The organism is Modestobacter lacusdianchii (assembly GCF_054177765.1).
The window spans coordinates 1-22,363 of sequence record NZ_JBJJTJ010000005.1; the positions used below are offsets into that span (position 1 = coordinate 1).

At 74.2% G+C, this 22,363-nt stretch carries 21 protein-coding genes; 9 read left to right on the forward strand and 12 right to left on the reverse strand.

The window, feature by feature from the left end; all coding sequences use genetic code 11:
* Positions 1 to 362: 362 nt before the first annotated feature.
* Complete coding sequence (locus ACJTNH_RS04655; protein ID WP_458173104.1) at positions 363 to 992, reverse strand: alpha-ketoglutarate-dependent dioxygenase AlkB; 630 nt, start codon at positions 990 to 992, stop codon at positions 363 to 365.
* A gap of 105 nt (positions 993 to 1,097) precedes the next feature.
* Positions 1,098 to 3,338 carry a RecQ family ATP-dependent DNA helicase gene (locus ACJTNH_RS04660; protein WP_458173105.1) on the reverse strand — a complete coding sequence of 747 codons (2,241 nt, stop codon included), beginning with the start codon at positions 3,336 to 3,338 and terminating at the stop codon, positions 1,098 to 1,100.
* Positions 3,339 to 3,418: 80 nt separating this feature from the next.
* On the opposite strand from ACJTNH_RS04660, the gene ACJTNH_RS04665 reads away from it, so the two are divergent.
* From ACJTNH_RS04665 to bar, 4 genes are all read left to right on the forward strand, one after another.
* Entirely contained in the window at positions 3,419 to 4,246 is an 828-nt protein-coding gene (locus ACJTNH_RS04665) for a PHP domain-containing protein (protein WP_458173106.1), read from the forward strand.
* A gap of 64 nt (positions 4,247 to 4,310) precedes the next feature.
* A complete protein-coding gene (locus ACJTNH_RS04670; protein ID WP_458173107.1) occupies positions 4,311 to 4,553 on the forward strand; it encodes a hypothetical protein in 243 nt (80 codons plus the stop codon).
* Positions 4,554 to 4,630: 77 nt separating this feature from the next.
* On the forward strand, positions 4,631 to 5,584 hold the full coding sequence (locus tag ACJTNH_RS04675) for a carbamate kinase (protein ID WP_458173108.1): 954 nt from the start codon (positions 4,631 to 4,633) through the stop codon (positions 5,582 to 5,584).
* Positions 5,585 to 5,592: 8 nt separating this feature from the next.
* A complete protein-coding gene (gene bar / locus ACJTNH_RS04680) occupies positions 5,593 to 6,696 on the forward strand; it encodes a barbiturase (protein ID WP_458173109.1) in 1,104 nt (367 codons plus the stop codon).
* A 51-nt stretch (positions 6,697 to 6,747) separates the two neighbouring features.
* Here bar and ACJTNH_RS04685 read toward each other — a convergent pair whose 3' ends face one another.
* From ACJTNH_RS04685 to ACJTNH_RS04725, 9 genes are all read right to left on the reverse strand, one after another.
* Complete coding sequence (locus tag ACJTNH_RS04685) at positions 6,748 to 8,127, reverse strand: LCP family protein (protein ID WP_458173110.1); 1,380 nt, start codon at positions 8,125 to 8,127, stop codon at positions 6,748 to 6,750.
* 213 nt (positions 8,128 to 8,340) lie between these two features.
* Complete coding sequence (locus tag ACJTNH_RS04690; protein ID WP_458173111.1) at positions 8,341 to 9,120, reverse strand: SDR family NAD(P)-dependent oxidoreductase; 780 nt, start codon at positions 9,118 to 9,120, stop codon at positions 8,341 to 8,343.
* Between the two features lie 39 nt (positions 9,121 to 9,159).
* Entirely contained in the window at positions 9,160 to 9,582 is a 423-nt protein-coding gene (locus tag ACJTNH_RS04695) for an organic hydroperoxide resistance protein (protein ID WP_458173112.1), read from the reverse strand.
* Between the two features lie 94 nt (positions 9,583 to 9,676).
* Positions 9,677 to 10,366 carry a lysophospholipid acyltransferase family protein gene (locus ACJTNH_RS04700; RefSeq protein ID WP_458173113.1) on the reverse strand — a complete coding sequence of 230 codons (690 nt, stop codon included), beginning with the start codon at positions 10,364 to 10,366 and terminating at the stop codon, positions 9,677 to 9,679.
* A 2-nt stretch (positions 10,367 to 10,368) separates the two neighbouring features.
* On the reverse strand, positions 10,369 to 10,635 hold the full coding sequence (locus tag ACJTNH_RS04705; RefSeq protein ID WP_458173114.1) for a hypothetical protein: 267 nt from the start codon (positions 10,633 to 10,635) through the stop codon (positions 10,369 to 10,371).
* Positions 10,636 to 10,721: 86 nt separating this feature from the next.
* Complete coding sequence (locus ACJTNH_RS04710; RefSeq protein ID WP_458173115.1) at positions 10,722 to 12,443, reverse strand: SpoIIE family protein phosphatase; 1,722 nt, start codon at positions 12,441 to 12,443, stop codon at positions 10,722 to 10,724.
* Positions 12,444 to 12,546: 103 nt separating this feature from the next.
* Positions 12,547 to 13,305 carry a hypothetical protein gene (locus ACJTNH_RS04715; protein ID WP_458173116.1) on the reverse strand — a complete coding sequence of 253 codons (759 nt, stop codon included), beginning with the start codon at positions 13,303 to 13,305 and terminating at the stop codon, positions 12,547 to 12,549.
* A gap of 37 nt (positions 13,306 to 13,342) precedes the next feature.
* Entirely contained in the window at positions 13,343 to 14,755 is a 1,413-nt protein-coding gene (locus tag ACJTNH_RS04720) for a DUF1116 domain-containing protein (RefSeq protein ID WP_458173117.1), read from the reverse strand.
* Complete coding sequence (locus tag ACJTNH_RS04725) at positions 14,752 to 16,221, reverse strand: FdrA family protein (protein ID WP_458173118.1); 1,470 nt, start codon at positions 16,219 to 16,221, stop codon at positions 14,752 to 14,754. Before ACJTNH_RS04725 ends, ACJTNH_RS04720 begins: the two co-directional genes overlap by 4 nt.
* Positions 16,222 to 16,386: 165 nt before the next feature.
* On the opposite strand from ACJTNH_RS04725, the gene ACJTNH_RS04730 reads away from it, so the two are divergent.
* From ACJTNH_RS04730 to ACJTNH_RS04745, 4 genes are read left to right on the forward strand one after another with little or no spacing between them, the layout of a single operon-like run.
* Positions 16,387 to 17,268, forward strand: coding sequence for an FAD binding domain-containing protein (locus tag ACJTNH_RS04730; protein ID WP_458173119.1), 882 nt, complete (start codon positions 16,387 to 16,389; stop codon positions 17,266 to 17,268).
* Entirely contained in the window at positions 17,265 to 17,822 is a 558-nt protein-coding gene (locus ACJTNH_RS04735) for a (2Fe-2S)-binding protein (RefSeq protein ID WP_458173120.1), read from the forward strand. Before ACJTNH_RS04730 ends, ACJTNH_RS04735 begins: the two co-directional genes overlap by 4 nt.
* On the forward strand, positions 17,819 to 20,236 hold the full coding sequence (gene cutA / locus ACJTNH_RS04740; protein WP_458173121.1) for an aerobic carbon-monoxide dehydrogenase large subunit: 2,418 nt from the start codon (positions 17,819 to 17,821) through the stop codon (positions 20,234 to 20,236). The genes ACJTNH_RS04735 and cutA overlap by 4 nt, the downstream gene beginning before the upstream one ends.
* Entirely contained in the window at positions 20,233 to 20,898 is a 666-nt protein-coding gene (locus tag ACJTNH_RS04745; protein ID WP_458173122.1) for an SRPBCC family protein, read from the forward strand. The genes cutA and ACJTNH_RS04745 overlap by 4 nt, the downstream gene beginning before the upstream one ends.
* A 338-nt stretch (positions 20,899 to 21,236) precedes the next feature.
* On the opposite strand, the gene ACJTNH_RS04750 is transcribed toward ACJTNH_RS04745, so the two are convergent.
* Entirely contained in the window at positions 21,237 to 21,644 is a 408-nt protein-coding gene (locus ACJTNH_RS04750) for a RidA family protein (RefSeq protein WP_458173123.1), read from the reverse strand.
* An 80-nt stretch (positions 21,645 to 21,724) separates the two neighbouring features.
* On the opposite strand from ACJTNH_RS04750, the gene ACJTNH_RS04755 reads away from it, so the two are divergent.
* Positions 21,725 to 22,363 (forward strand): TetR/AcrR family transcriptional regulator, encoded by a 639-nt coding sequence (locus ACJTNH_RS04755; protein WP_458173125.1) that lies wholly within the window; start codon positions 21,725 to 21,727, stop codon positions 22,361 to 22,363.

The following is a 22,363-nucleotide window of genomic DNA, read 5'->3' on the forward strand; positions in this document are numbered from 1 at the left end:
ACCAAGAGTTGGCACTCTCGTTCAATCAACCAAAGGAACCCAACGACATCCGAAGACGCCGAATGGGGGTTTTGATACTTGGCACTGACTTTCGGCACGCTGTTGAGTTCTCAAGGAGCGGACGCGCACGAACCCCGACCAATTTCTTGGCCGTTGCTCCGTGGCGGTGATTTCCACTCTACACCAAGTTCCGCAGCAGTCGAACCTCGGGGGCTCGTCCGGCGGTTTCCCAGGCCTTGCGGCCCGGTCCGTTCTCGCTTGGTGCATGGAGAACGATACACGCCCTCAGAGGGGGTCTGCAGGGGGGTCCCCCGGGGGTCTCTCGACGACCCCTCGGGGCAGTTGACCTGCGAGAAGACCGGTCAGGCCACCCCGCGGGGCCGGTACTGCACGCTCACCCTCGGGCCGACGGCCTTGGCGGTCTTGGGGATGCAGTGCTCCCACGTCCGCTGGCAGGAGCCACCCATGACGACGAGGTCACCGTGCCCGAGGGTGAAGCGGAGGCTCTCCCCGCCGCCGACGGGTCGCAGCATCAACGGTCGCGGCGATCCGAAGGACACGATGGCGACCATCGTGTCCTCCGTGCGGCTCCGGCCGACACGGTCGCCGTGCCAGGCCACGCTGTCCCGGCCGTCGCGGTACAGGCACATGCCGGCGGTGACGAAGGGCTCGCCCAGCTCCGGCCCGTAGTGGTCGTTGAGCGCAGTGCGGGCATCGGTGAGCGCATCGTGTGGCAGCGGCTCCCCGCCGCCGTACCAGCGGAGGAGTCGCGGCACCGCGACCTCCCGGTCGTACATCTGCCGCCGGTCGGCCCGCCAGCCGATGTCACCGAGCAGGACGTCAAGCACGGCGTCGGACCCCTCCACCCAACCGGGCAGGTGGTCGACCCAGGCGCCGCGGGAGAGCTGGTGCCGGACCACCCGCCCCGACAGCGGGGTGAGCGCCGCCTCCTCGGCGACGTCCCACATCGATGGCTGGTGCGCGAGCGACATGCGGCGAGGCTACCCCCGGTTTCGCACAGGTGTTCGAAACCCTGTGGACAACCGCTCGGGCTCCTCCGCCGGGCCCCACGCCGCGCGGTGCACGGGCGAAGCCCGTCAGGCGCTGAGCGCCAGGGCGAACGGCAGCACCGAGCCGGCCCCGGCCAGCCGGAGTTCCCGGCCGGCGACGGTCATGGTCCAGCGGGAGTCGGCCAGGTCGTCGACGAGGAGGACCGGAGTTCCCCCGAGCTGGGCGAGGCGTTCGCGCAGCTCGGCGCCGACGACGATCCGCTGCCAGACCCCGGCGAGGCGGAAGGCGCTGTTGCCGCCGGGCCCGCCGGTCGGGCCGCCGTGCGCCAGGTCGAGGGTGCCCAGGTAGGGCAGCCGCCCGACCCGGGCCAGCCCTTCGGCCACACCGGTGACCAGCGCGGGCCGGCGCCGGGACGGCATCGCGACCACCGCTCCCGGGCGCTCGGCCCAGTCCCAGGCAGCGAGCACCCGGGCGCAGGCCTTGAGCAGCTCCTCGTCGGGCGGGGCGTCGTCGGGCAGCCCCGGGCGGATCACCCGGTGGCTCACGTCGTATGCGGCGTCCGGGTCCTCCTCGAGGGGCGGGGCCTCGAGGTCGTCTGCCAGCGTCGCCACCCCGCCGACGCCGTCGTCCCCCAGGAGGCTGCGCAGCCGCTGGCCCCAGCCGAGGTCGGTCAGCCGGGCCACCGCCCGGCCGGTGGCGATCTGCTCCCCGGGCGCGATCTTGCCCTTCACCTCGACGCCGAGCCGGTCGGCGCCGGTGGGCCACTGGGCACGCGGCGCCAGCTCAACGCCGGGCCGGTCGAGCCGCGCCGAGGCCGCATCGGCAGCCTCGGCCGGGACGTCGGTGGCGTACCAGGGGCCGGCACAGACGTCGCAGCGGCCGCAGGGGGCGGCGGTCGGGTCGTCGAGGGCCTCCTGCAGGAAGGCCATCCGGCACTCGGCGGTGTCGACGGGCCTGGCGTAGCTGAGCATCGACCGCTGCTCGGCCTCTCGCGTCGCGGTGACCCGGGAGTACCGCTCGGCGTCGTAGACCCACGGGACCCCGGTGGAGCGCCAGCCACCCTGCACCCGCTCGACCGCGCCGTCGACGGCCAGCACCTTGAGCAGCAGCTCCAGTCGGGAGCGGCGGACGTCGGCGACGGTCTCCAGGCGGGCCACCGACCAGGCCTTGCCGTCGGCCATCGCGGTCAGCACCGCCGCCGCGTGGTCCTCCCGGGGCATCGACGAGGTGGCGAACCACTGCCAGATCGCGATGTCCTCGGGCCCCGGGAGCAGCAGCACGTCGGCGTGGTCGACGGCGCGGCCGGCGCGGCCGACCTGCTGGTAGTAGCTGACCGGCGACGAGGGCGCCCCCAGGTGCACGACGAACCCCAGGTCGGGCTTGTCGAAGCCCATGCCCAGGGCGGAGGTGGCCACCAGGGCCTTCACCCGGTTCTCCCGCAGCGCCTCCTCGGCGTCCTTGCGGTCGGCGTCGTCGAGCCGGCCGGTGTAGGCGCGGACCTCGTGGCCGGCGTCGCGGAGCAGGGCCGCCGTCTCCTCGGCCGCGGCCACCGTGAGGGTGTAGACGATGCCGCTGCCCGGCAGGTCGGCCAGGTGCGCGGCCAGCCAGGCCAGCCGCGCCCGGTCGGTGTCGAGCCGCAGGACGCCCAGCCGCAGCGAGTCGCGCGCCAGCGGCCCCCGCACCGTGGTGACGTCGACCCCGCCGGCGCCCAGCTGCTCGGCGACGTCGGCGACCACCCGCTCGTTCGCCGTGGCGGTGGTGGCCAGCACCGGCGTACCGGCCGGCAGCTGGCCGAGCAGGTCGCGGATCCGCCGGTAGTCGGGACGGAAGTCGTGACCCCAGTCGGAGACGCAGTGCGCCTCGTCGACCACCAGCAGCCCGCACCGGTCGACCAGGCCGGGCAGCTGCTCGTCGCGGAAGCGCGGGTTGGTCAACCGCTCGGGGGAGACCAGCAGCACGTCGACGTCGTCGGCGGCGAGCCGGGCGTTGACGTCGTCCCACTCGGTGACGTTGGAGCTGGAGATCTCCACCGCCTTGATGCCGGCCCGGGCGGCCGCGGCCACCTGGTCGCGCATCAGCGCGAGCAGCGGGCTCACCAGCAGGGTGGGGCCGGCGCCACGGCGACGCAGCAGCGCGGTGGAGACGAAGTAGACGGCGGACTTGCCCCAGCCGGTGCGCTGCACGACCAGCGCGCGCTGGTGCCGTTCCACCAGCGCCGCGACGGCGGCGTCCTGCCCCTCTCGGAAGACGGCGTCGGCGCGGCCGGTGAGCTCACGCAGGACGCCGAGTGCCTCGTCGGCCAGGTCGGTCTCGACAGCGGTGCTCATGCACCCGACCGTAGGCGGCGGCACCGACATCCCGGACCTGGGCGTGCGGCGGCCGTGGGCGAACGGTTGGATGGACCCCGATGCTGCCGCCCGACAACCACGTGCACTCGGAGTTCTCGTGGGACACGGGGCCCCGGGCCTCGCTGCTGCGCGCTTGCGAGCGGGCGGTGGAGATCGGGCTGCCGGCCATCGCGTTCACCGAGCACCTGGACTTCACGGTCTGGGACGCCGCCGACCGGGCGACCGCCCACGGGCTCACCGACCGCCACCCGGCCAACCAGCTGCCCATCGACGTCGACCTGTACGCCGAGACGATCTGGGAGGCGCGGCAGCGGTTCCCGACGCTGCGGGTCTGGTCGGGTGTCGAGGCCGGCGAGCCGCACCTGTTCGGGGCCAGTGTGGACGCGCACCTCGGCAACGCGCCCGTGGACCGCGTCCTGGGGTCGCTGCACTCCCTCCCGGTGGACGGCCGTCTGATGGGGGTCAACCGGCTGCTGCACGCCCCCGGCGTCGACGTGATCGAGACGATGCGCCGCTACCTGACCGAGATGGTCACGATGATCGAGACCAGTGACGTCTTCCAGGTGCTGGCGCACTGCGACTACCCGCGGCGCTACTGGCCGGGCGGGCGCGACCAGTACCCGGAGGCGCTGTTCCAGGAGGAGTACCGCGCCGTCTTCCGGGCCCTGGCCGCCAGCGGGCGGGCCCTGGAGGTCAACACGACCAGCCCGCTGTGGTCGGTGGAGCTGCTGCGCTGGTACCGCGACGAGGGCGGCGACGCGGTCAGCTTCGGCAGCGACGGGCACCAGCCGCACCTGGTGGGGCAGCGCTTCGAGCTGGCGGTCGACGTCGTCGAGCAGGCCGGTTTCCGCCCGGGCCGGGACCGCTTCGACTTCTGGCGTCGCTGAGGTCCTTGCACCGGACCGAGACCCGTTGGTGTCGATCGGGTCGCACACCGCCGATGACAGGGGCATGACCGCTCCGGCAGCCCCGCACGACGCCACCGACGCCGCCGTGCCCTTCGGCCCGCTCACCTTCGTCCAGGAGATGACGCGCGCCGGGCACGCCACCATCGCCCAGCTGCACGACGAGGCGATGGCCGCCATCGCCGCGCTGGCCGAGGGCTGGGACCGGCCGGCTCCCGAGGCGCGCGTGCTGCGGATGGGCGACCGGCCGGCCGTGCACGTGCGGCCGGTCGGCGTCGCGGCCGCCTGACCCGCCGGGTCGTGCCGATCCGGAGAAGTCGCGCCAACTACTTCACCGCTAAGGCAATCTGCCGCTAGGGTCGCGCAATGGCCCACCCGCGTCGCGTCGTCATCGCGCTCGGCGGGAACGCCATGACCGGCCCCGACGGCTCCGCCACCCCCGGAGCCCAGCGCGACGCCATCGCCGGGGCCGCCCGGCACGTCGCCGCCGTCGTCGCCAGCGGCGCCGAGGTCGTGGTCACCCACGGCAACGGCCCCCAGGTGGGCAACCTGCTGGTCAAGAACGAGCTGGCCGCGCACGAGGTGCCGCCGGTCCCGCTCGACTGGAACGTCGCGCAGACCCAGGCGACCATCGGCTTCACCCTCGCCGACGAGCTCGACGCCGCCCTGGCCGCCCTCGGCTCGCCCAAGCGCACCGCCGCGCTGGTCACCCGCACCCTCGTCGACCCGGCCGACCCGGGGTTCCGCACGCCGACCAAGCCGGTCGGCCGGCACCTGCCGCGGGAACGGGCCCAGCACTTCATCGACCTCGGCCAGGTCTGGGAGGACCGCGGCGAGCGCGGCTGGCGCCGGGTGGTCGCCTCCCCCGAGCCGCTGGCGGTGGTCGACGTCCCGGCCGTCTCCGCGCTCAGCGCGGCCGGCTTCGTCGTCGTGTGCGCGGGCGGCGGGGGCGTCCCCGTGGTCGACGACGGGCGGGACGGCGCCGCGCTGCGCGGCGTGGAGGCGGTCATCGACAAGGACCTCACCGCCGCGCTGCTGGCCCGCGAGCTGGGCGCCGGCACCCTGGTCATCGCCACCGACGTCCCCCACGTGATGGTCGACTTCGGCCGCCCGGACGCGCGACCGCTGGGCCGGGTGACCGCCGCGGAGCTGCGCGAGCACGCGGCGGCCGGCCAGTTCGCCCGCGGCAGCATGGGCCCCAAGGTCGACGCCGCGCTCCGGTTCGTCCAGCAGGGCGGCGCCCGCGCCGTGATCACCTCGCTGGAGCACATCTCCGACGCCGTCGCCGGTGACGACGTCGGTACCGTCCTCACCGCATAGGAGAAGCCGTGCCCGCACCGATCGAGGTCCGCAAGGTCCCGCTGCACAACGTCAGCGACGCCTCCGAGCTCGCCAAGCTCATCGACGACGGCGTGATGGAGGCCGACCGGGTCATCGCCGTCATCGGCAAGACCGAGGGCAACGGCGGGGTCAACGACTACACCCGGATCATCGCCGACCGCGCCTTCCGCGAGGTGCTGCTGGAGAAGGGCACCCGCAGCAAGGAGGAGGTCGGGGAGATCCCGATCGTGTGGTCCGGTGGCACGGACGGCGTGATCAGCCCGCACGCCACGATCTTCGCCACGCTGCCCGAGGACGCGGTGGAGAAGACCGACGAGCCGCGGCTGACCGTCGGGTTCGCCATGAGCGAGGTGCTGCTGCCCGAGGACATCGGCCGGCTGACCATGGTCGAGAAGGTCGCCGAGGGCGTGCGCCGGGCGATGGCCGAGGCGGGCATCACCGACCCGGCCGACGTCCACTACGTGCAGACCAAGACGCCGCTGCTGACGATCGAGACGATCCGCGAGGCGAAGTCGCGCGGGCAGGAGACCTACTACGACGAGCCGCACGGCTCGATGGACCTCTCCAACGGCACGACCGCGCTGGGCATCGCGCTGGCGCTCGGCGAGATCGAGATGCCGGAGCAGAAGCAGGTCATGCGCGACTTCTCGCTGTTCAGCGCGGTGGCGTCCTGCTCGTCGGGGGTGGAGCTGGACCGGGCGCAGATCGTCGTCGTCGGCAACGCCCGCGGCCACGGCGGCAGGTACCGGATCGGCCACTCGGTGATGAACGACGCGCTGGACTCCGACGGCATCTGGAACGCCATCCGGGACGCCGGTCTCGACCTGCCGGAGCGGCCGCACACCTCCGACCTGGGCGACCGGCTGGTCAACGTCTTCCTCAAGTGCGAGGCCGACCCGACCGGCTACGTGCGCGGCCGGCGCAACGCGATGCTCGACGACTCCGACGTCTTCTGGCACCGGCAGATCAAGGCGACCGTCGGCGGCGTCGCCGCGTCGGTGACCGGCGACCCGGCGGTGTTCGTGTCGGTGGCCGCGGTGCACCAGGGCCCCTCCGGCGGCGGTCCGGTCGCCGCCATCGTCACGGCCTGACCGCTCCGGCCCCGTCGTCCCGCGCTGCCCGCGGGGCGACGGGGCCGCCCGTCAGGCGATGCAGCTGGTGTCCTCGGCGGTGCGGTCGCTGGCCGCGTAGGTGTCACCGGACGTCTCCGCGACCGGCGCGCTGACCGCGGCGCCGATGCCGTCGAAGTCCGAGCCCAGCACCAGCTGCACGGTGCCTGCGGGCAGCGTGTCGTCGACGGCGACCGCCGCACCCGGCACCTGGGCGGCGACCGCCGCGGCCAGGGCCTCGTCCCCGGTCGCGTGGCTGATCGTCGTGCGGTCGGTGGCGTCGGCGTTGCCACCGCTGCTGGCCAGGAACCCCCCGGCGGCCAGTGCGTCGGCCGCGGTCGCCGCCGCACCCGTGACGCCCGAGCCGTTGAGCACGCTGACCGTGACGTCGGCGGGGTCGGCCGTCTCCACCGGCGGCGCGGACGGCGCCGGCTCCGGATCGGCGCTCAGCGAGGCGAAGAACTCCTCGAACGCCGCCGGGTCGACCGGCTTCAGCACCGCCCCGGCGTCCTCGGTGGCGTCCACCAGGCCCGGGATGGTCCGGAAGGTGATGTCCCCGGGCCTGACCGACTGCATCTGCGCGGCCAGGTCGAACAGGCTCAGGCCCTCGTCGACGGTGACGCTGGTGCCGACCTGCTCGATCACCTGCCGCTGCTTGGCCGGGTTGAGCAGCAGGTCCTCCGAGAGCACGTTGCGGATCAGCCCGGCCAGGAAGACCTGCTGGCGCACCTGCCGGTCGATCTCGCTGTTCAGGCCGTGCCGCTGCCGGACGAAGGCGAGCGCGTCGGCGCCGCTGATGGTCTGCACGCCGGCCTCGAAGTCCGCGCCGGACATCGGGTCCCTGGTGGCCTGGCACAGGTTCACCTCGACGCCGCCGACGATGCTGCTGATGTTGATGAAGCCGAGCAGGTTGATCTCGGCGTAGTGGTCGACCTGGACGCCGGTCGCGCCGCTGATCGTCTGGATGAGCAGGCGGGCGCCGGCCGCCTCCTTCTCGGCCTCGCTGCCCTCGGCGTCGGCGTACCCGCGTCCGAAGGCGGAGTTCAGCTTGGCCTCCCCGTGGCCGGGGATCGCGACGTACAGGTCGCGCGGGATGGAGACGAAGGCCGCGGCCGAGCCGTCGGCCGGGACGTGCGCCAGGATCATCGTGTCGGTGTTCAGCAGCCCGTCGGGGTCGCCGGTGCTGAACTCCTGGACCTGCTCGGGGGTCAGGCCGGCGCGTGAGTCGCGCCCGACCAGCAGCAGGTTCATCGCCTCCCCGGCGTGGTCGCCGCCCTGGGCATCGCTGTTGCCCTCGGTGGGGATCGCGTCCGTGCGACCGACGGCCGCCTCGGCCACCCGGCCCAGGTACCAGCCCCAGCCGCTCCCGGCGAGCACCAGCACGGAGAGCAGCACGGCCACGAGTCGCGCCACCACGGCGAGCCGCCGCGGGGCGCCCGCGGCAGCGGATGCGTCGTGCGAGCCCCGGGGCCGCCCGGCCCGCGGGTCGAGCCGCGGCGGCAGGCTCGGTGCGCCGGGCTCATCGCGTGGCATGGCTGACCACTGCCCCTCTCGTGACCGACGGTTCGGCCCCGAGCCTGGCACACCCGGCCAGGCAGGCGGTCGGGACGCGCCACCCGGCCCCGGTCAGGGCAGGATCGCGTCCACGTAGCCGCCGTCGACCCGCAGCGCGCCGCCGGTGGTGGCCGAGGCCAGCGGCGAGGCGAGGTAGACGCACATGTTGGCGATCTCCTCGGGCTCGATCAGCCGCTGCAGCAGCGACTGGGGCCGGTGCAGCCGCATGAACTCGCGCTGGGCGTCGTCCCAGGGCAGGTCGTCGCCGACCAGGGAGCGGACGAACTCCTCGACGCCGCCGGTGTGCGTCGGGCCGGCGATCACCGAGTTGACGGTGACGCCCGAGCCGGCGGCCTCCTTGGCGAAGCCGCGGGAGACGGCGAGCAGCGCCGTCTTGGACATCCCGTAGTGGATCATCTCGGCGGGGATGGTCACCGCCGAGTCGCTGGCGATGTACTGCACCCGCCCCCACCCGCGATCGCGCATGCCCGGCAGGTAGGCGCGGGTCAGCCGCACGCCGGTGAGCACGTTGGTCTCGAAGTAGCGGCGCCACTCGTCGTCGGTGATCTCCAGGGCCGGCCTGGCGCCGAAGACGCCCAGGTTGTTGACCAGGACGTCGACGTCCGGCACCGCCTCGAGCAGGTGCGCCGTCCCCTCGTCGGTGGTGACGTCACCGGCGACGGCCGTGACCTCGCCGGCGATGCCGGCGGCGGCCGCCTCGAGCTTCGCGGCGTCGCGCCCGGTGAGGACGACGGAGGCCCCGGCCGCCGCCAGCCCGGACGCGATCGCCAGGCCGATGCCCTGGGAGGAGCCGGTGACGAGGGCCTTCTTGCCGGTGAGGTCGATGCGCACGACCACTGCCAAGGCGGGGCCGGCGTGCGGTGTTCCCCGCTAGGCGACCGTCGTCTCCAGGGTGACCGGGACGTTGCCGCGGGTGGCGTTGGAGTACGGGCACACCTGGTGCGCGGTCTCGACCAGCTGGTCGGCGGTCGCCTGGTCGACGCCACCGAGCTCGACGTGCAAGGCGATCTCCAGGCCGAAACCGCCGGCGTCGTCCGGGCCGATGCCGACCTCGGCGGTCACCCCGGCGTCGCTGATCGGGGCCTTCTGCTTGCGGGCGACCATCTTCAGCGCGGACAGGAAGCAGGCGGCGTACCCGGCGGCGAAGAGCTGCTCGGGGTTGGTCGCCCCACCCTCGCCGCCCATCTCCTTCGGCGTGGCCAGGTCGAGGTCGATCAGCCCGTCGGAGGAGCGGGTGTGGCCGTTGCGACCGTCCCCGGTGGCGGTGGCGACGGCGGTGTAGACGCTGGACATGAGGAGTCCTCCAGATGATCGGGTGCGACTCGTCAGCTACCCGCGTTCGCATCGGCCACGCGCCGACCTGCCGCACGCCCGCCGGCCGTCCTGGTCAGGCCGCCCGGCCACCCAGCTCCGCCTTGACGTCGGCGGCGTAGCGGTCGACGTACTCGGCCCCGGACAGCCGCTGCAGCTCGGCCATCACCCGGTCGGTGACGCTGCGCAGGACGGCGCCGTCCTCGGCCGACGCCGCCTGGTCGGAGAAGTCCAGGGGCGCACCGAACCGCACCACCACCCGCCCGAGCCGGGGCAGCCGGGCACCCGCCGGGTAGAGCGCGTGGCTGCCGACCACGGCGACTGGCACGACCGGGGCCCCGGTGGTCAGTGCCAGCCGCGCCACCCCCGTCTTGCCGCGGTGCAGCCGGCCGTCGGGCGACCGGGTGCCCTCGGGGTAGATCCCGAGGAGCCCGCCGTCGGCCAGGACCTCGCGGCCGCGCCGCAGGGCCGCCTCCGCGGCCGTGGCGCCGCCGCGGTCCAGGGGCACCATGCCGATGCCCTCCAGCAGCATGCGCAGGGCGTGGCCCAGCGGCCCGGGGCGGGTGAAGTGCTCCTTCTTGGCCAGGTAGGTCACCCGCCGGCGGGTGAGCAGCGGCGGGAAGAACTGGTCGAGGGTGGAGGGGTGGTTGCCGGCGAGGATCACCGGTCCCTCGGCCGGCAGGTGCTCGATCCCCTCGACCCGCGCCCGGAACATCCCGAGGACCAGCGGCCGGGCCAGCGCGCGGACGACGGGGTACGCGTCCACGGTCAGCGCTCGTCCGGCGCCCTGCCGGCGTGGTCGACCAGCTCACCGGCGCTCTCCGGCGTGCCGTGCATGCGGGCGCACGACGCGCAGCAGAAGAAGACCCCGTCGGCCTCGACGCCGTGCCCGACGACCTTGACCCCGCAGTGCTCGCAGACCGGGGCCAGGGCGTGGATGGCGCACTCGAAGCTGTCGAAGGTGTGCACCGCACCGGCGGCGTGCACCTCGAAGCTGAGCCGGTAGTCGTTCCCGCAGACCTCGCAGCTGGCCATGGGGTTCCTCTCGCTGGGCGGGTGACCGGCGCTGGTCACGTGCGGGACGCACTACCCGACGACGCCGCCGGGTAACGGCCGACCGGTCAGGCCGAGGCGCGGTAGAGCAGGAACGCCACGTCGTCGTCGGGGGCGTCGGCGAGCAGCTGGTCGGTGAGCAGCCCGGCCAGGGCAGCGGTGGCCAGGTGGCGGCCGCCGACCAGTGCCTCGACCGCGCGGGCCGTCCCCTCGTCGATCGCCTCGTCCCGGCGCTCGACCAGGCCGTCGGTGTAGAGCAGCAGCGTGGAGCCGGGCGGCAGGCTCACCTGCGCCTCGGGGCGGTCGCCCTCCAGCACGGCCAGCGGCAGCCCGCCCGCGCCCTCGAGCAGGTCCGCGCGGCCGTGCTCGTCGACCAGCACCGCCGGCGGGTGGCCGGCGCTGCTGTAGCGCAGCGTGAGCGCCGCCGGGTCGATGACGGCGCAGAACACCGTGCTGCAGGTGGCACCGGGGACCAGCGCGGCGAACCGGTCGAGGGTCGACAGCACGTGTGCCGGCGACCGGCTCTCCAGCAGCAGCGCCCGGCCGGCGCTGCGCAGCTGGCCCATCACCGCGGCTGCGTCCAGACCGCGGCCCACCACGTCGCCGACGACGACGCCGTACCGCCCACCGGGCAGGTCGACGACGTCGTACCAGTCACCGCCCACCTCCAGCGTGCCGGCGGCCGGCTGGTAGTGGACGGCGAACCCCTCGGGCAGCACGGTGGGGCCCAGGACGGCGCGCTGCAGGGTGACCGCGACCTCGGTGAAGAACTGCGCGCGGGCCCGGGCCAGCTCGGCCAGCTCCGCAGTGCGCCGCCGTTCCACCTCCACCGCCCGGGCGTCGGCCACCGCGGCGGCGACCTGACCGGCGACGAGGTCGAGGAAGGTGCGGTACTCGGCGTCCAGTCGCAGGTGCGGGCTCACGCCGATGACCACCGCCCCCACCGGTTCGGTCAGCCCGGCCAGCGACAGCGGCAGCACGACGGCGGTGTCCACCTCGGCGTCCCCGGCGGGGCTGGCACCGGCACGGGCCGGCAGCGAGCCGGCCAGGCCGGTGACCTCCTGCCCGGCACCGTCGCGCACCACCGCGTGGACCGCGTCGCGCAGGGCGGGGTGCGCCAGGGCATCGTCCTCGTCGAGCCCGGAGTCGGCGACGCGGACCAGGTCGTCGTCCTCGCCCCGCAGGTAGGCGAGGGCCACCGGGGCGTCCTGGCGGGCGGTCGCCAGCACCTCCAGGGCCGCGGCGCAGGCCGCCACCGAGCTGCCGTGCACCGAGCGGGGCAGACTGCCCAGCCGCTGGAGCACCGTCATCCGGCGGGCGGCGAGCACCCGGGACGTGGTCTCGACCACGGTGTTCAGCAGCCCGGCCACCTGACCGTCCGCCTCGCACACCGGCGAGTAGGAGAAGGTGAAGTAGCACTCCTCCGGGAAGCCGTGCCGGGTCATCACCAGGAGGAGGTCCTCGAAGTAGGTGGCCCCACCGGCGAGGACGACGTCGATGGGCTCCCGGATCTGCTCCCAGACGTCGGTCCAGACCTCGGGCACCCGACGGCCCAGCGCACCCGGGTGCCGTGGGCCCAGCAGGTCGGAGTAGCGGTCGTTGTAGACCATGACCAGCTCCGGCCCCCACATGAGGAGCATCCCGAACGGCGAGTTCAGCACGGTGCTGACCGTGCTGCGCAGCGTCGGCGACCAGCCCTCGACCGGGCCGAGCGACGTCGCCGCCCAGTCGTGGGCGAGCACCCGCTGCTGCAGCTCGGTGCGCACCGCGCCCGGCAGCAGGTCGGCCAACTGGTCGTTCAGTGCAGCACCTCTCCCCGGGGTGGCGCACGCAGCTGCGACCGCCGCAGGAGATGGTCGCATGCGACGCCCTCGCCCGGACCGCTCGTGGCGGTCAGCGGGCGGCGCGGACCTCCTGCGGCCCGTGCACGTAGCCGACCGCGAACCCGCCGTCCGGCCCGCCGCCGAGCCGGACGGCCGAGACGGCAGCACACAGCAGGGCCGCGGCCGCCCAGGTCTCGATCAGCTCCTCGACGTGCGAGACGAGGACGTAGAGCGCCCCGTCACCGACCGAGTCGAGCACCAGCCCGCCCACCGACTCCAGCCCGACGGCAGCGGCCAGCAGGGACGCCACGCCCAGCAGCAGCCAGCGGCTCGACCGAGGCGGCAGCCGGCGGGCGGCCACGACGGCGACCGCCGCCAGCCCGGCGGCGAGCACCAGCCCGGGGAGCACCCAGGCGAAGTGCAGGCCGCCCTCCCCGGCACCGAGCGCCCGGCCCAGCGGCTCGAGCTGCTCGTGCACGGCGAGCAGGTCGTCCATGGACAGCAGCGCCAGGGCGGCGGCGGTGAGCGCCCAGGGCCAGGCCGGCCGCCCCGCGCGGTGCGCCAGGACGGCGGCGCCGGCGTGCAGGACGGCGCCCACGCTCAGCACCGAGACGTTGAACCAGGTGTGCACGCTGCCCTCGGCGCGCACGTCGAGCAGCCGCACCAGCGGGGACGACGGGTCGCGGAGCACGTCCCACGGGGTGATCCGCAGCAGCACGAGGCTGACCGCGGCGAGCAGGCCGCCGACCGCGGCCAGGCCCAGGAACGCGACCCTCGTCGGGCGGTCCGTCGTCGTCCGGCCATCCGTCGTCCACCTGGTGTTCCCCACCCGGGCACGCTAGCCCGCCGGTTGGCCTTCCCAAGCGTCAGGCGGCGCGGGACACCTCGGCCAACGCGGCCAGCGCCTGCTCGAAGCAGGCCTGCGGCGGCTGCACCAGCCCGGCACCGACCTGGCCGGTGCCGGCGACCCGACCGGCCATGCCGGTGTTGATCTGCGGCAGCCAGCCGGTGCGGGCCACCTGCAGCACGTCGATCCCGGTCGGCGATCCGCGGAACCCCATGATCGGGATCTGCATCGCCGGGTTCTCGGTCAGGGTGAGCTGGTACATCCGCTCGGTGGTCGCCAGCGCGTCGGGCACGGTGCCGCCGACGAACCGGACGATCGCCGGGGCCGCGGCCATCGAGAACCCGCCGACGCCGTAGGTCTCCATGATCGCGGAGTCGCCGATGTCGGGGTTGGCGTCGTCCGGGCCGTAGTCGCCGAGGAACAGCCCGACCGGGGTGTTGGCCGGGGCGGTGAACCAGCGGTCGCCGGTGCCGGCGGTCTGGATGCCGAACTCGGTGCCGTTGCGGGACATGACGGTGACCATCGTCGAGCCGGGCACGTCGCGGGCGGCGTCCATCGCGAGCTTGGCGGTGGGCATGCCGAGGTTGAGGTAGAAGTGCTCGTTGCCGCCGATGAAGCGCAGCACCTCGGCGACGTCCCGCGCCGGTGCGTCGACCGCGACGATGGACGGCGAGAGCTCGCGCAGCGCCATCAGCGAGCCGGCGCGGTTGCGGTTGTGCCCCTCGTCGCCCATCTGCAGCATCTGGGCCAGGATCGCCTTGACGTCCAGCGGCTCCGGGCGGCTGCGGACCGCCTGCTGCAGCACCGGGCCGAGCACGTCGCGCATCCACCGCAGCCGGGTGAGCACCTCGTCGCTGAAGGCGCCCATCCGCAGCACCTTGCCCAGGCCCTCGTTGAGGTTGCACCAGGCCTGACCGCCGCCCACCGGGTCCTCCAGGCACCACATCCACATCGACGGGCTGGTCACCCCGGCCATCGGGCCGACGGTGCGGTGGTGGTGGCAGGGGTCGAGGGCGACCTCCCCGGCGGCGAGGACCCGCTGGGCGTCCTCGACGGACGACGCCCAGCCCTCGAAGAGGCAGGCGCCGATCAGCGCGCCGCGCATCGGGCCGGAGGCGGTCTCCCAGGTCAACGGCGGCCCGGAGTGCAGCAGCACCCGGTCGGGGAGGTCGAGCACCTCCCGGGCCGGGCGGACGTCGACGAGCACCGAGCCTGCGGCGAGCACCCGCTCGACCGCGACCCGGTTGGCCGCGGCCCGGCGCGGGTCGAGCGCCAGCTGGGTCAGGTCGTCGGCCTCACCGAAGCCCGGTGGGCGCCAGTCGACGTCGGTGACGCTCGCGCCCTGCTGGCGGAGCGCGGCGGAGAACACCTCCACGCCCGCGGCGACGATGGTCGGCGGGGCGGACAGCAGTCCACCGAGCGGCTCGGTCATGCCTGGTCTCCCATCAGCGCGAGGGCGTGGCGGACAGCGGCGGCGTTGGAGGCGAAGACCGCGGCGCCGGCCTCGGCGAGCGCGTCGGCCTGCCGCGACCAGCCCTGCGGGTCGGCCTCCGTGCCGACCAGCGCGACGACGGTGGGCAGGCCGGCCGCCCGGAGCGCGGGCACCAGGCTCGCCGCCGGATCGGGGTCGGCGCCGTGGCCCAGGACGACGTCGAGCAGCAGGACGGCGGGCTCGCCGCTCTCGGCCAGCCCGGCGATCGCCTCCAGCCGCAGGGTCGGGTCGATCATCGGGTGCGCCCGGCCGACGGTGAGGGCGTCATCACCGAAGTCGATCACCACGGAGCCGCGGGCGGCGAGATCGGTGCCCAGGTCGAGCTCGGGGCGCAGCGGGGTGTTGGACCGGACGTCACCCAGCACCGGGGCGGCGATCAGCATCGCCTCGTCGGCGAGGGTGCCGCCGGAGTAGAAGCCCTTGAGCACCGCCCCGGCGGGCACCGCGTCCGCCGAGCCCGGGCGGGAGGGCCACGACGGGACGGCGACGCCCAGGTCGGCCAGCAGCGCCTCGACGGCGGCGGTCAGGTCGGGTTGCTCGGCACTGAGCGCCGCGGAGCGCACCGGCACCGACAACCCGGCGGCGGCCTCCTGCACCCGGGCGGCGACCGAGGGGGCCGGCGGCTTGGAGACCAGCAGCACCCGCTCGGTGGCCGGGTCGGCGTCCAGGGCGGCCAGCGCGTCGAGGGTGGCCAGCCCGCCGACGGCCTCGGAGAGGTCACGGCCGCCGACGCCGAGGACGTGGGAGACGCCCACCCCGGCCGCGTCGAGCAGGCAGCTGACCTGCTGGGCGCCGGTGCCGCTCGCCGCGACCAGGCCGACCGGGCCACGGCGGACGACGTTGGCGAAGCCCAGGGCGAGGCCGGAGACGATCGCCGTCCCGCAGTCCGGGCCCATGACCAGCACGCCGGCGTCGTGCGCGGCGCGCTTGAGCGCGACCTCGTGCTCGACCGGGACCCCGTCGCTGAACACCAGCACCGACCGGCCCGCGGCGATGGCGTCGGCGGCTTCGGCGACGGCGTGCTGCCCCGGGACGCTGACGATCGCCAGGGCCGGGTCGGCCACCCCGTCCAGGCCGGCGCCGATGGTGCGGGACGGGATGGTCTGCGCCTCACCCCGCTCGGCGCGAGCGGCCAGGGCAGCGTCGACGGCGGCGACCGCGGCGGCCAGCTCGGCATCGCCGGTGGCGCGCAGCGCGATGAGCAGCTGGTCGGGCTTCGCCTCGCCGTCCGGGGCCAGGCCCATGCCGGCGGCGAGCTCGAGGTTGAGCGGCGTGGCCATCGCGACGACGACGGCGTGCACGCCGGGCCGGTCACCGATCTCGCGGCTGACCTGCATCAACCGCACCGAGTCGGCGTAGACGCCACTGCGCAGGGAGACGTGCCGGAGGCCTGGGTCGCTGCTCACCCTCGCGGACGCTACCGGAGAAACCCTCTTAGCGGTGAAGGACTTCGGCGCCCCGAACCGCGTCACGAAGATTTAGCACTGAGGTACTTCCCGGAGGCCGGGAGCGGTGACAGAGTCGAGCCTTCCCGCCGCCGGCGGCCGATGCTCGGAGGTGACCCGCACCCGGTGAAGCCCGCTCCGTTCAGCTATGCCGACCCCGCCTCGGTCGAGGAGGCCCTCGACGTCCTGGCCGCCGAGGGCGAGGGCGCCAAGGTCCTCGCCGGTGGCCAGTCCCTGATCCCGCTGCTGTCAATGCGGCTGGCCGCCCCGACCACCCTGGTCGACATCAACCGGGTCCCCGGCCTCGACGGGATCAGCGCCGGCCCCGACGGGGTCCGGGTGGGCGCGCTCGTGCGGCACGCGCAGTTGCTGGCCTCGATCGAGGCGGCCGGCGTCCAGCCGCTGCTGGGCCGGGCCACGGCGAACGTGGCACACCCGGCGATCCGCAACCGCGGCACGACGGTGGGCTCGATCGCGCACGCCGACCCGTCGGGCGAGATGACCGCGGTGCTGGCACTGACCGGCGGCTCGGTCACGGTCGCCACGCCGGCGGGCCGCTCGGCGGTGGGCTGGGGCGACTTCTTCCTCGGGCCGCTGGAGACCTCGGTGCACGGGCCGGCCGTCGTCCTGGACGCCTTCTTCCCCGCGCTCCCGCCCCGCTCGGGCACGGCCTTCGCCGAGATCGCCCGGCGCAAGGGCGACTACGCGGTCTGCGGCGCGGGCGTCGTCGTCACCCTCGACGCCGACCGGCGGGTCAGCGCCGCGCGGGCGGCCTACCTCTCCGTCGGGCTCGTGCCCGAGGTGCACGACCTGACCGACGCCGTCATCGGCCAGCCGGTCGACACCGCCGACTGGGCGGCGGCCGGCGAGCTGGCCCGCGGCCTGGTCGACCCGGACGGCGACCTGCACGCCAGTGCCGACTACCGGCGGCTGCTGGTGGCCACCCTCACCGCCCGGACGCTGGCCGACGCCGGCGCGGAGGCGTCAGCTCGGATGGAGGCGGCATGACCGAGGTGCAGACCGAGCGGGCGATCTCCGTCGTCGTCAACGGTGTTCCACGTGAAGCCACCGTGCCGGTGCGCTGGCTGCTGTCGGACGCGCTGCGGCACGGTTTCGGGCTGACCGGCACGCACGTCGGCTGCGAGCACGGCGTCTGCGGCTCGTGCACGGTGCTGGTCGACGGCCAGCCGACCCGCTCCTGCCTGGTGCTCGCCGTGCAGATGGACGGGCACGAGATCACCACGGTCGAGGGGCTGTCGCGATCGGACAACCGGGGCGGGCAGGTGCTGCACCCGATCCAGGAGGCGTTCCGGGAGTGCCACGCGCTGCAGTGCGGGTTCTGCACGCCGGGCTTCCTGACCACGATCGCCGCCGGGCTGGACGCCCGCGACCCGTCGGTGGAGATCACCGACGAGGAGGTCGACGAGCTGGTCGGCGGCAACCTGTGCCGCTGCACCGGCTACGCCAACATCAAGAAGGCCTGCCGTTCCGCCGCCGCTGCGATGCGCGAAGGGGCCGAAGTCGCGACTTTGGCCCCTCAGGACGACGGGGGCGTCCGGTGACGACGAAGTTCTTCGGGGAGCCGGTGCGGCGGCGGGAGGACGCGCGGCTGATCGTCGGCCAGGGCCGGTACCTCGACGACATCGGGCCCGACGCGTACGCAGCGGCCTTCGTGCGCAGCCCGTACGCGCACGCCCGGGTGCTCGACATCGACGTCAGCGCCGCGATGGACGTCGAGGGCCTGCTGGCGATCTACACCTACGAGGACCTCACCGGCCCGCTGGCCGAGCCGCTGCCGGTGCTGATCCCGCACCCGCAGCTGACCGCGCCGCGCACCGGGTACCCGCTGGTGCGCGACGTCGCCCAGCACGTCGGCGAGCCGATCGTGATGGTGGTGGCCACCGACCGGTACGTCGCCGAGGACGCCGCCGGGCTGATCGAGATCAGCTACGAGGAGCTGCCGGTGGTGGTCGGCGTCGACGCGGCCGAGGCCGCCGTGCACACCGTGCACGACGACGTCCCGGACAACATCGCCGCCCGGCACCACCAGGAGACCGGCGACGTCGAGGCGGCGCTGGCGGCCAGCGCGCACACGCTGAGCTTCACCCAGTACTTCGAGCGCAGCGCGTCCATGCCGATGGAGGGCAAGGGCGTGCACGCCCGCTGGGACGACGCCGACTCCTCACTGCGCGTCTACTCCTCCACCCAGGCCTCGACCTCGGTGCGCGCCGCGATCGCGGCCAAGCTCGAGCTGTCGCTGGAGAAGGTCGAGGTCATCGCCCCCGACGTCGGCGGCGGGTTCGGCGTGAAGATCGTGCACCCGTGGCCGGAGGAACTGCTCGTGCCGATGGCCGCGCGGCTGCTGGGCCACGAGGTGAAGTGGACCGAGGACCGCCGCGAGCACTTCGTCTCCAGCGCGCACGAGCGGCAGCAGCGGCAGGAGATCCGGGTCGGGTACGACGACGACGGGCGGATCACCGCCCTCGACGTCCTGGTCTGGCACGACAACGGCGCGTACACGCCCTACGGGATCATCGTGCCGATCAACACGGCCACCCAGCTGCTCGGGCCCTACGACATCCCGGTCTACCGGGCGGTCGTGAACAGCGTCTACACCAACACCGTCGTCGTGACGCCGTACCGCGGGGCCGGGCGGCCGCAGGGCTGCTTCGCCATGGAACGGACGATGGACCGGATCGCCCAGGAGCTCAGCATCGACCGGGCGCTGGTGCGCGAGCGGAACCTGATCCAGCCCGACCAGTTCCCCTACGACTGGGGCCTGACGTTCCAGGACGGCCGGCCGCTGGTCTACGACTCCGGCGACTACCCGGCGATGCTGGCCAAGCTCAAGGCGCTGGTCGACTGGGACGGGTTCGCCGAGCGCCGCGCCGCCGCCGAGGCGCGCGGCAAGCTCCTGGGCATCGGCATGGCGCCCTACGTCGAGGGCACCGGGCCGGGGCCGTACGAGGGCGCGCACGTGCAGGTGCTGGGCAGCGGCAAGGTGCTGGTCTCCACCGGGCTGACCTCGCAGGGGCAGGGGCACGAGACGGTGTTCGCCCAGCTGGCGGCCGCCGAGCTCGGCGTCCCGCTGGAGGACGTCGAGGTGACCACCGGCGACACCCGGCGGTTCGGCTACGCGGTGGGCACGTTCGCGTCGCGGGCTGCGGTGGTCAGCGGCAACGCCGTCGCGCTGGCCGCGAAGGGGGTGCGGGAGAAGGCGCTGCGGATCGCCGCCGACGTGCTCGAGGCCGACCCGTCGGACCTGGAGATCGACGAGGGGCTGGTGCAGGTCAAGGGGACGCCGGGGGCGTCGATCCCGCTGCGGACGGTGGCGGTGCTGTCGAACCCGCTGCGGTACGCCTTCGACGAGGCGGCGCGGCAGGCCACCCAGTTCGCCGGGCCGGGCGACGACTCCAAGCCGCCGGTGGCGGTCGGGGACGCGCCGGGGCTGGAGCACACCGACTACTACTCCCCGCTGCGCTCGACCTTCGCCTCCGGCGCGCACGCCGTGGTCGTGGAGATCGACCCGGCGACGTGGGAGATCGCGATCGAGCAGTACGCGGTGGTGCACGACTGCGGCACGATCATCAACCCGATGATCGTCGAGGGTCAGGTGCACGGCGGCGTCGCGCAGGGCGTGGGCGGGGCACTGTACGAGCGGATGGCCTACGACCGCGACGGTCAGCTGACCAACGCCTCGTTCATGGACTTCCTGATGCCGTACGCCTCCGAGGTGCCCGACGTCGACATCGACCACCAGTCGACGCCGTCACCGTTGAACGAGCTCGGCATCAAGGGCGCCGGCGAGGCCGGCGTCATCCCCGGCTCGGCGGCGATCGCCTCGGCCATCGAGGACGCGGTGGGACGGCGGATCGCGGCGATGCCGATCTCCCCCACCGAGCTGTACGACCTGGTGCGCTCGGACGCCGAGCGCGTGACCAACTCCTCCCCCCACGACTCTGGAGCGATGGCGTGAACCTCGACGGCAGTGCGGTCCTCTCGGCGGCACCGGAGCAGGTGTGGGCGGTCATCACCGACCCGACCGTGCTGGCGCGGACGATCCCGGGCTGCGAGTCGCTGCAACAGGTCGGCGAGGACAGCTACACGATGGTCGTCTCGGCCGGCGTCGGCGCGATCCGCGGGAAGTACGCGGGCGAGGTGCGGCTGTCGGACCTGACCTTCCCGTCCTCCTACGTCATGCACGCCTCGGGTTCGGGTGGGCCGGGGTCGGTTCGGGCGACGGTGCAGATCAACCTGGCACCCGCCGGTGACGGCACGGAGCTGACCTGGTCGGCGGACGCCGTGGTCGGTGGCGCGGTCGCCGGTGTGGGGCAGCGGATGATCACCGGCGTGGCCAAGAAGATGGCCGGGCAGTTCTTCTCCGCCGTGGACAAGGAGCTGTCCGAGCCCAACGTGGTGGCCGAGGTGGTGGCCCTCCCGGTCGCCCAGGACGGTTCCGCGGAACCGTCCGAGGCCACCCCGCAGCAGTACGCGACCCTCCACGGCGTCCGCGCGACGCCGACCGCTGGCGGCTGGGTGCCGGCGGAGGCGAGGCCCCTGCTGGTCGGCGCCGCCGGCGGCGGACTCCTCACCCTGCTCGGCGTCTGGATCGGCCACCGCCTCGGCCGCCGCAGCTGAGGCGACAGGCGGTGCACCGCACCACCGCACTGGGCCGGGCTGGCAGATCGGTCCACCACTCCGGCAACCCTCACCCCTCAGGTCTGGCCGAACAGTGCGCAACGGACCGGCGGGGCACCTGTCGGTGCGGCCCGTGATCAGGCTCGGGAGACGTGCAGCAGCCGGCCCCGTGGCTGACGAGGTACCGGTGCTCGTTCGACGTCCAGGCGTTGCCCATGGCCGGGGCATCGGCGGCCCACCGGCACGCCTGCCCCAGGACCCCGTCGGCGAGCTGCTGTGCGATGGCGGTGCGCTGTTCGGCTGGTACAGCCGTCCAGCGCATGAGCAGCACGTCGGCCTCAGTCGAGGACGGCGGTGACCTGCACCTCGACGAGGAAGTCGGGGTCGAACAGCACCGACACCCCGATCAGCGAGGCCGGCGCGGCCGGGGTGACGCCCAGCTCCGCCGACGCCCGGGCCACGCCCTCGAGGAAGGCGGGCATCTTGTCCAGCGTCCAGTCGACGACGAAGACGGTCATGGTGGCGACGTCGGCGAAGGTGGCGCCGACCTCGGCCAGCGCCGTGCCGGCGTTGCGGTAGGCCTGGGCGACCTGGGCGGTGAAGTCGCCGACGCCGACCTTCTCCCCCGCGGCGTCGACGGCGACCTGACCGGCGACGAACACCTGCCGCGACCCGGTCGCCACCGAGACCTGGTGGTAGACGTCGGGCGCCGGCAGACCGGCCGGGTTGACCAGGGTGATCGCCATGCTGACTCCTCATCCGAGCGGCCCGGTGGATCCGGGTGCGCGCTCAACATAGCAGCGTTATGGCATGTACTGTCCAGTCCGTGGCCCGCCCGAAGGACCCGGCGGTCCGCACCCTGCTCATCGAGCGGGCGGCCGCCATGCTGCGGGCTCGCGAGCCGATCACGCTGCGCTCCCTGGTCGCCGGTACCGGGGTGTCGACGATGGCCGTCTACACGCACTTCGACGGCATGGACGGGCTCTGGCAGGCCCTGCGCCAGGAGGGCTTCACCCGGCTGGGCGCCCGGTTCACGACCGTCCGGGAGTCGGCCGACCCGGTGCGCGACCTGACCGCACTGTGCGTGGCCTACCTCGACCACGCCCTCACCCACCCCGACCTGTACCGGGTGATGTTCGACGCCAGCGTCGACCTGGAGGACCTGCCGGCCGCCGACGCGACGCTCGAGCAGCTGGTGCAGGCAGCCCGCCGGTGCCGGGACGCCGGGCGCTTCCGCGCCGACGTCGTCCCGCTCGAGCTGGCGATCCAGAGCTGGACGATCGGCCACGGGCTCGTCTCCCTGGTCGCGACCGGGCCACTCCCCCGGGAGACCCTCGACCACGGCCCGCTCCTGCTCCGCGCGCTGTTCACCGCCTGCGGCGACGACCCCGACCGCTGCCGCGCCTCCGTCGAACGCGGTTGGCGCCGACCGGCCACCGACGACGAGCGGTCCGGCTCGGCCTGA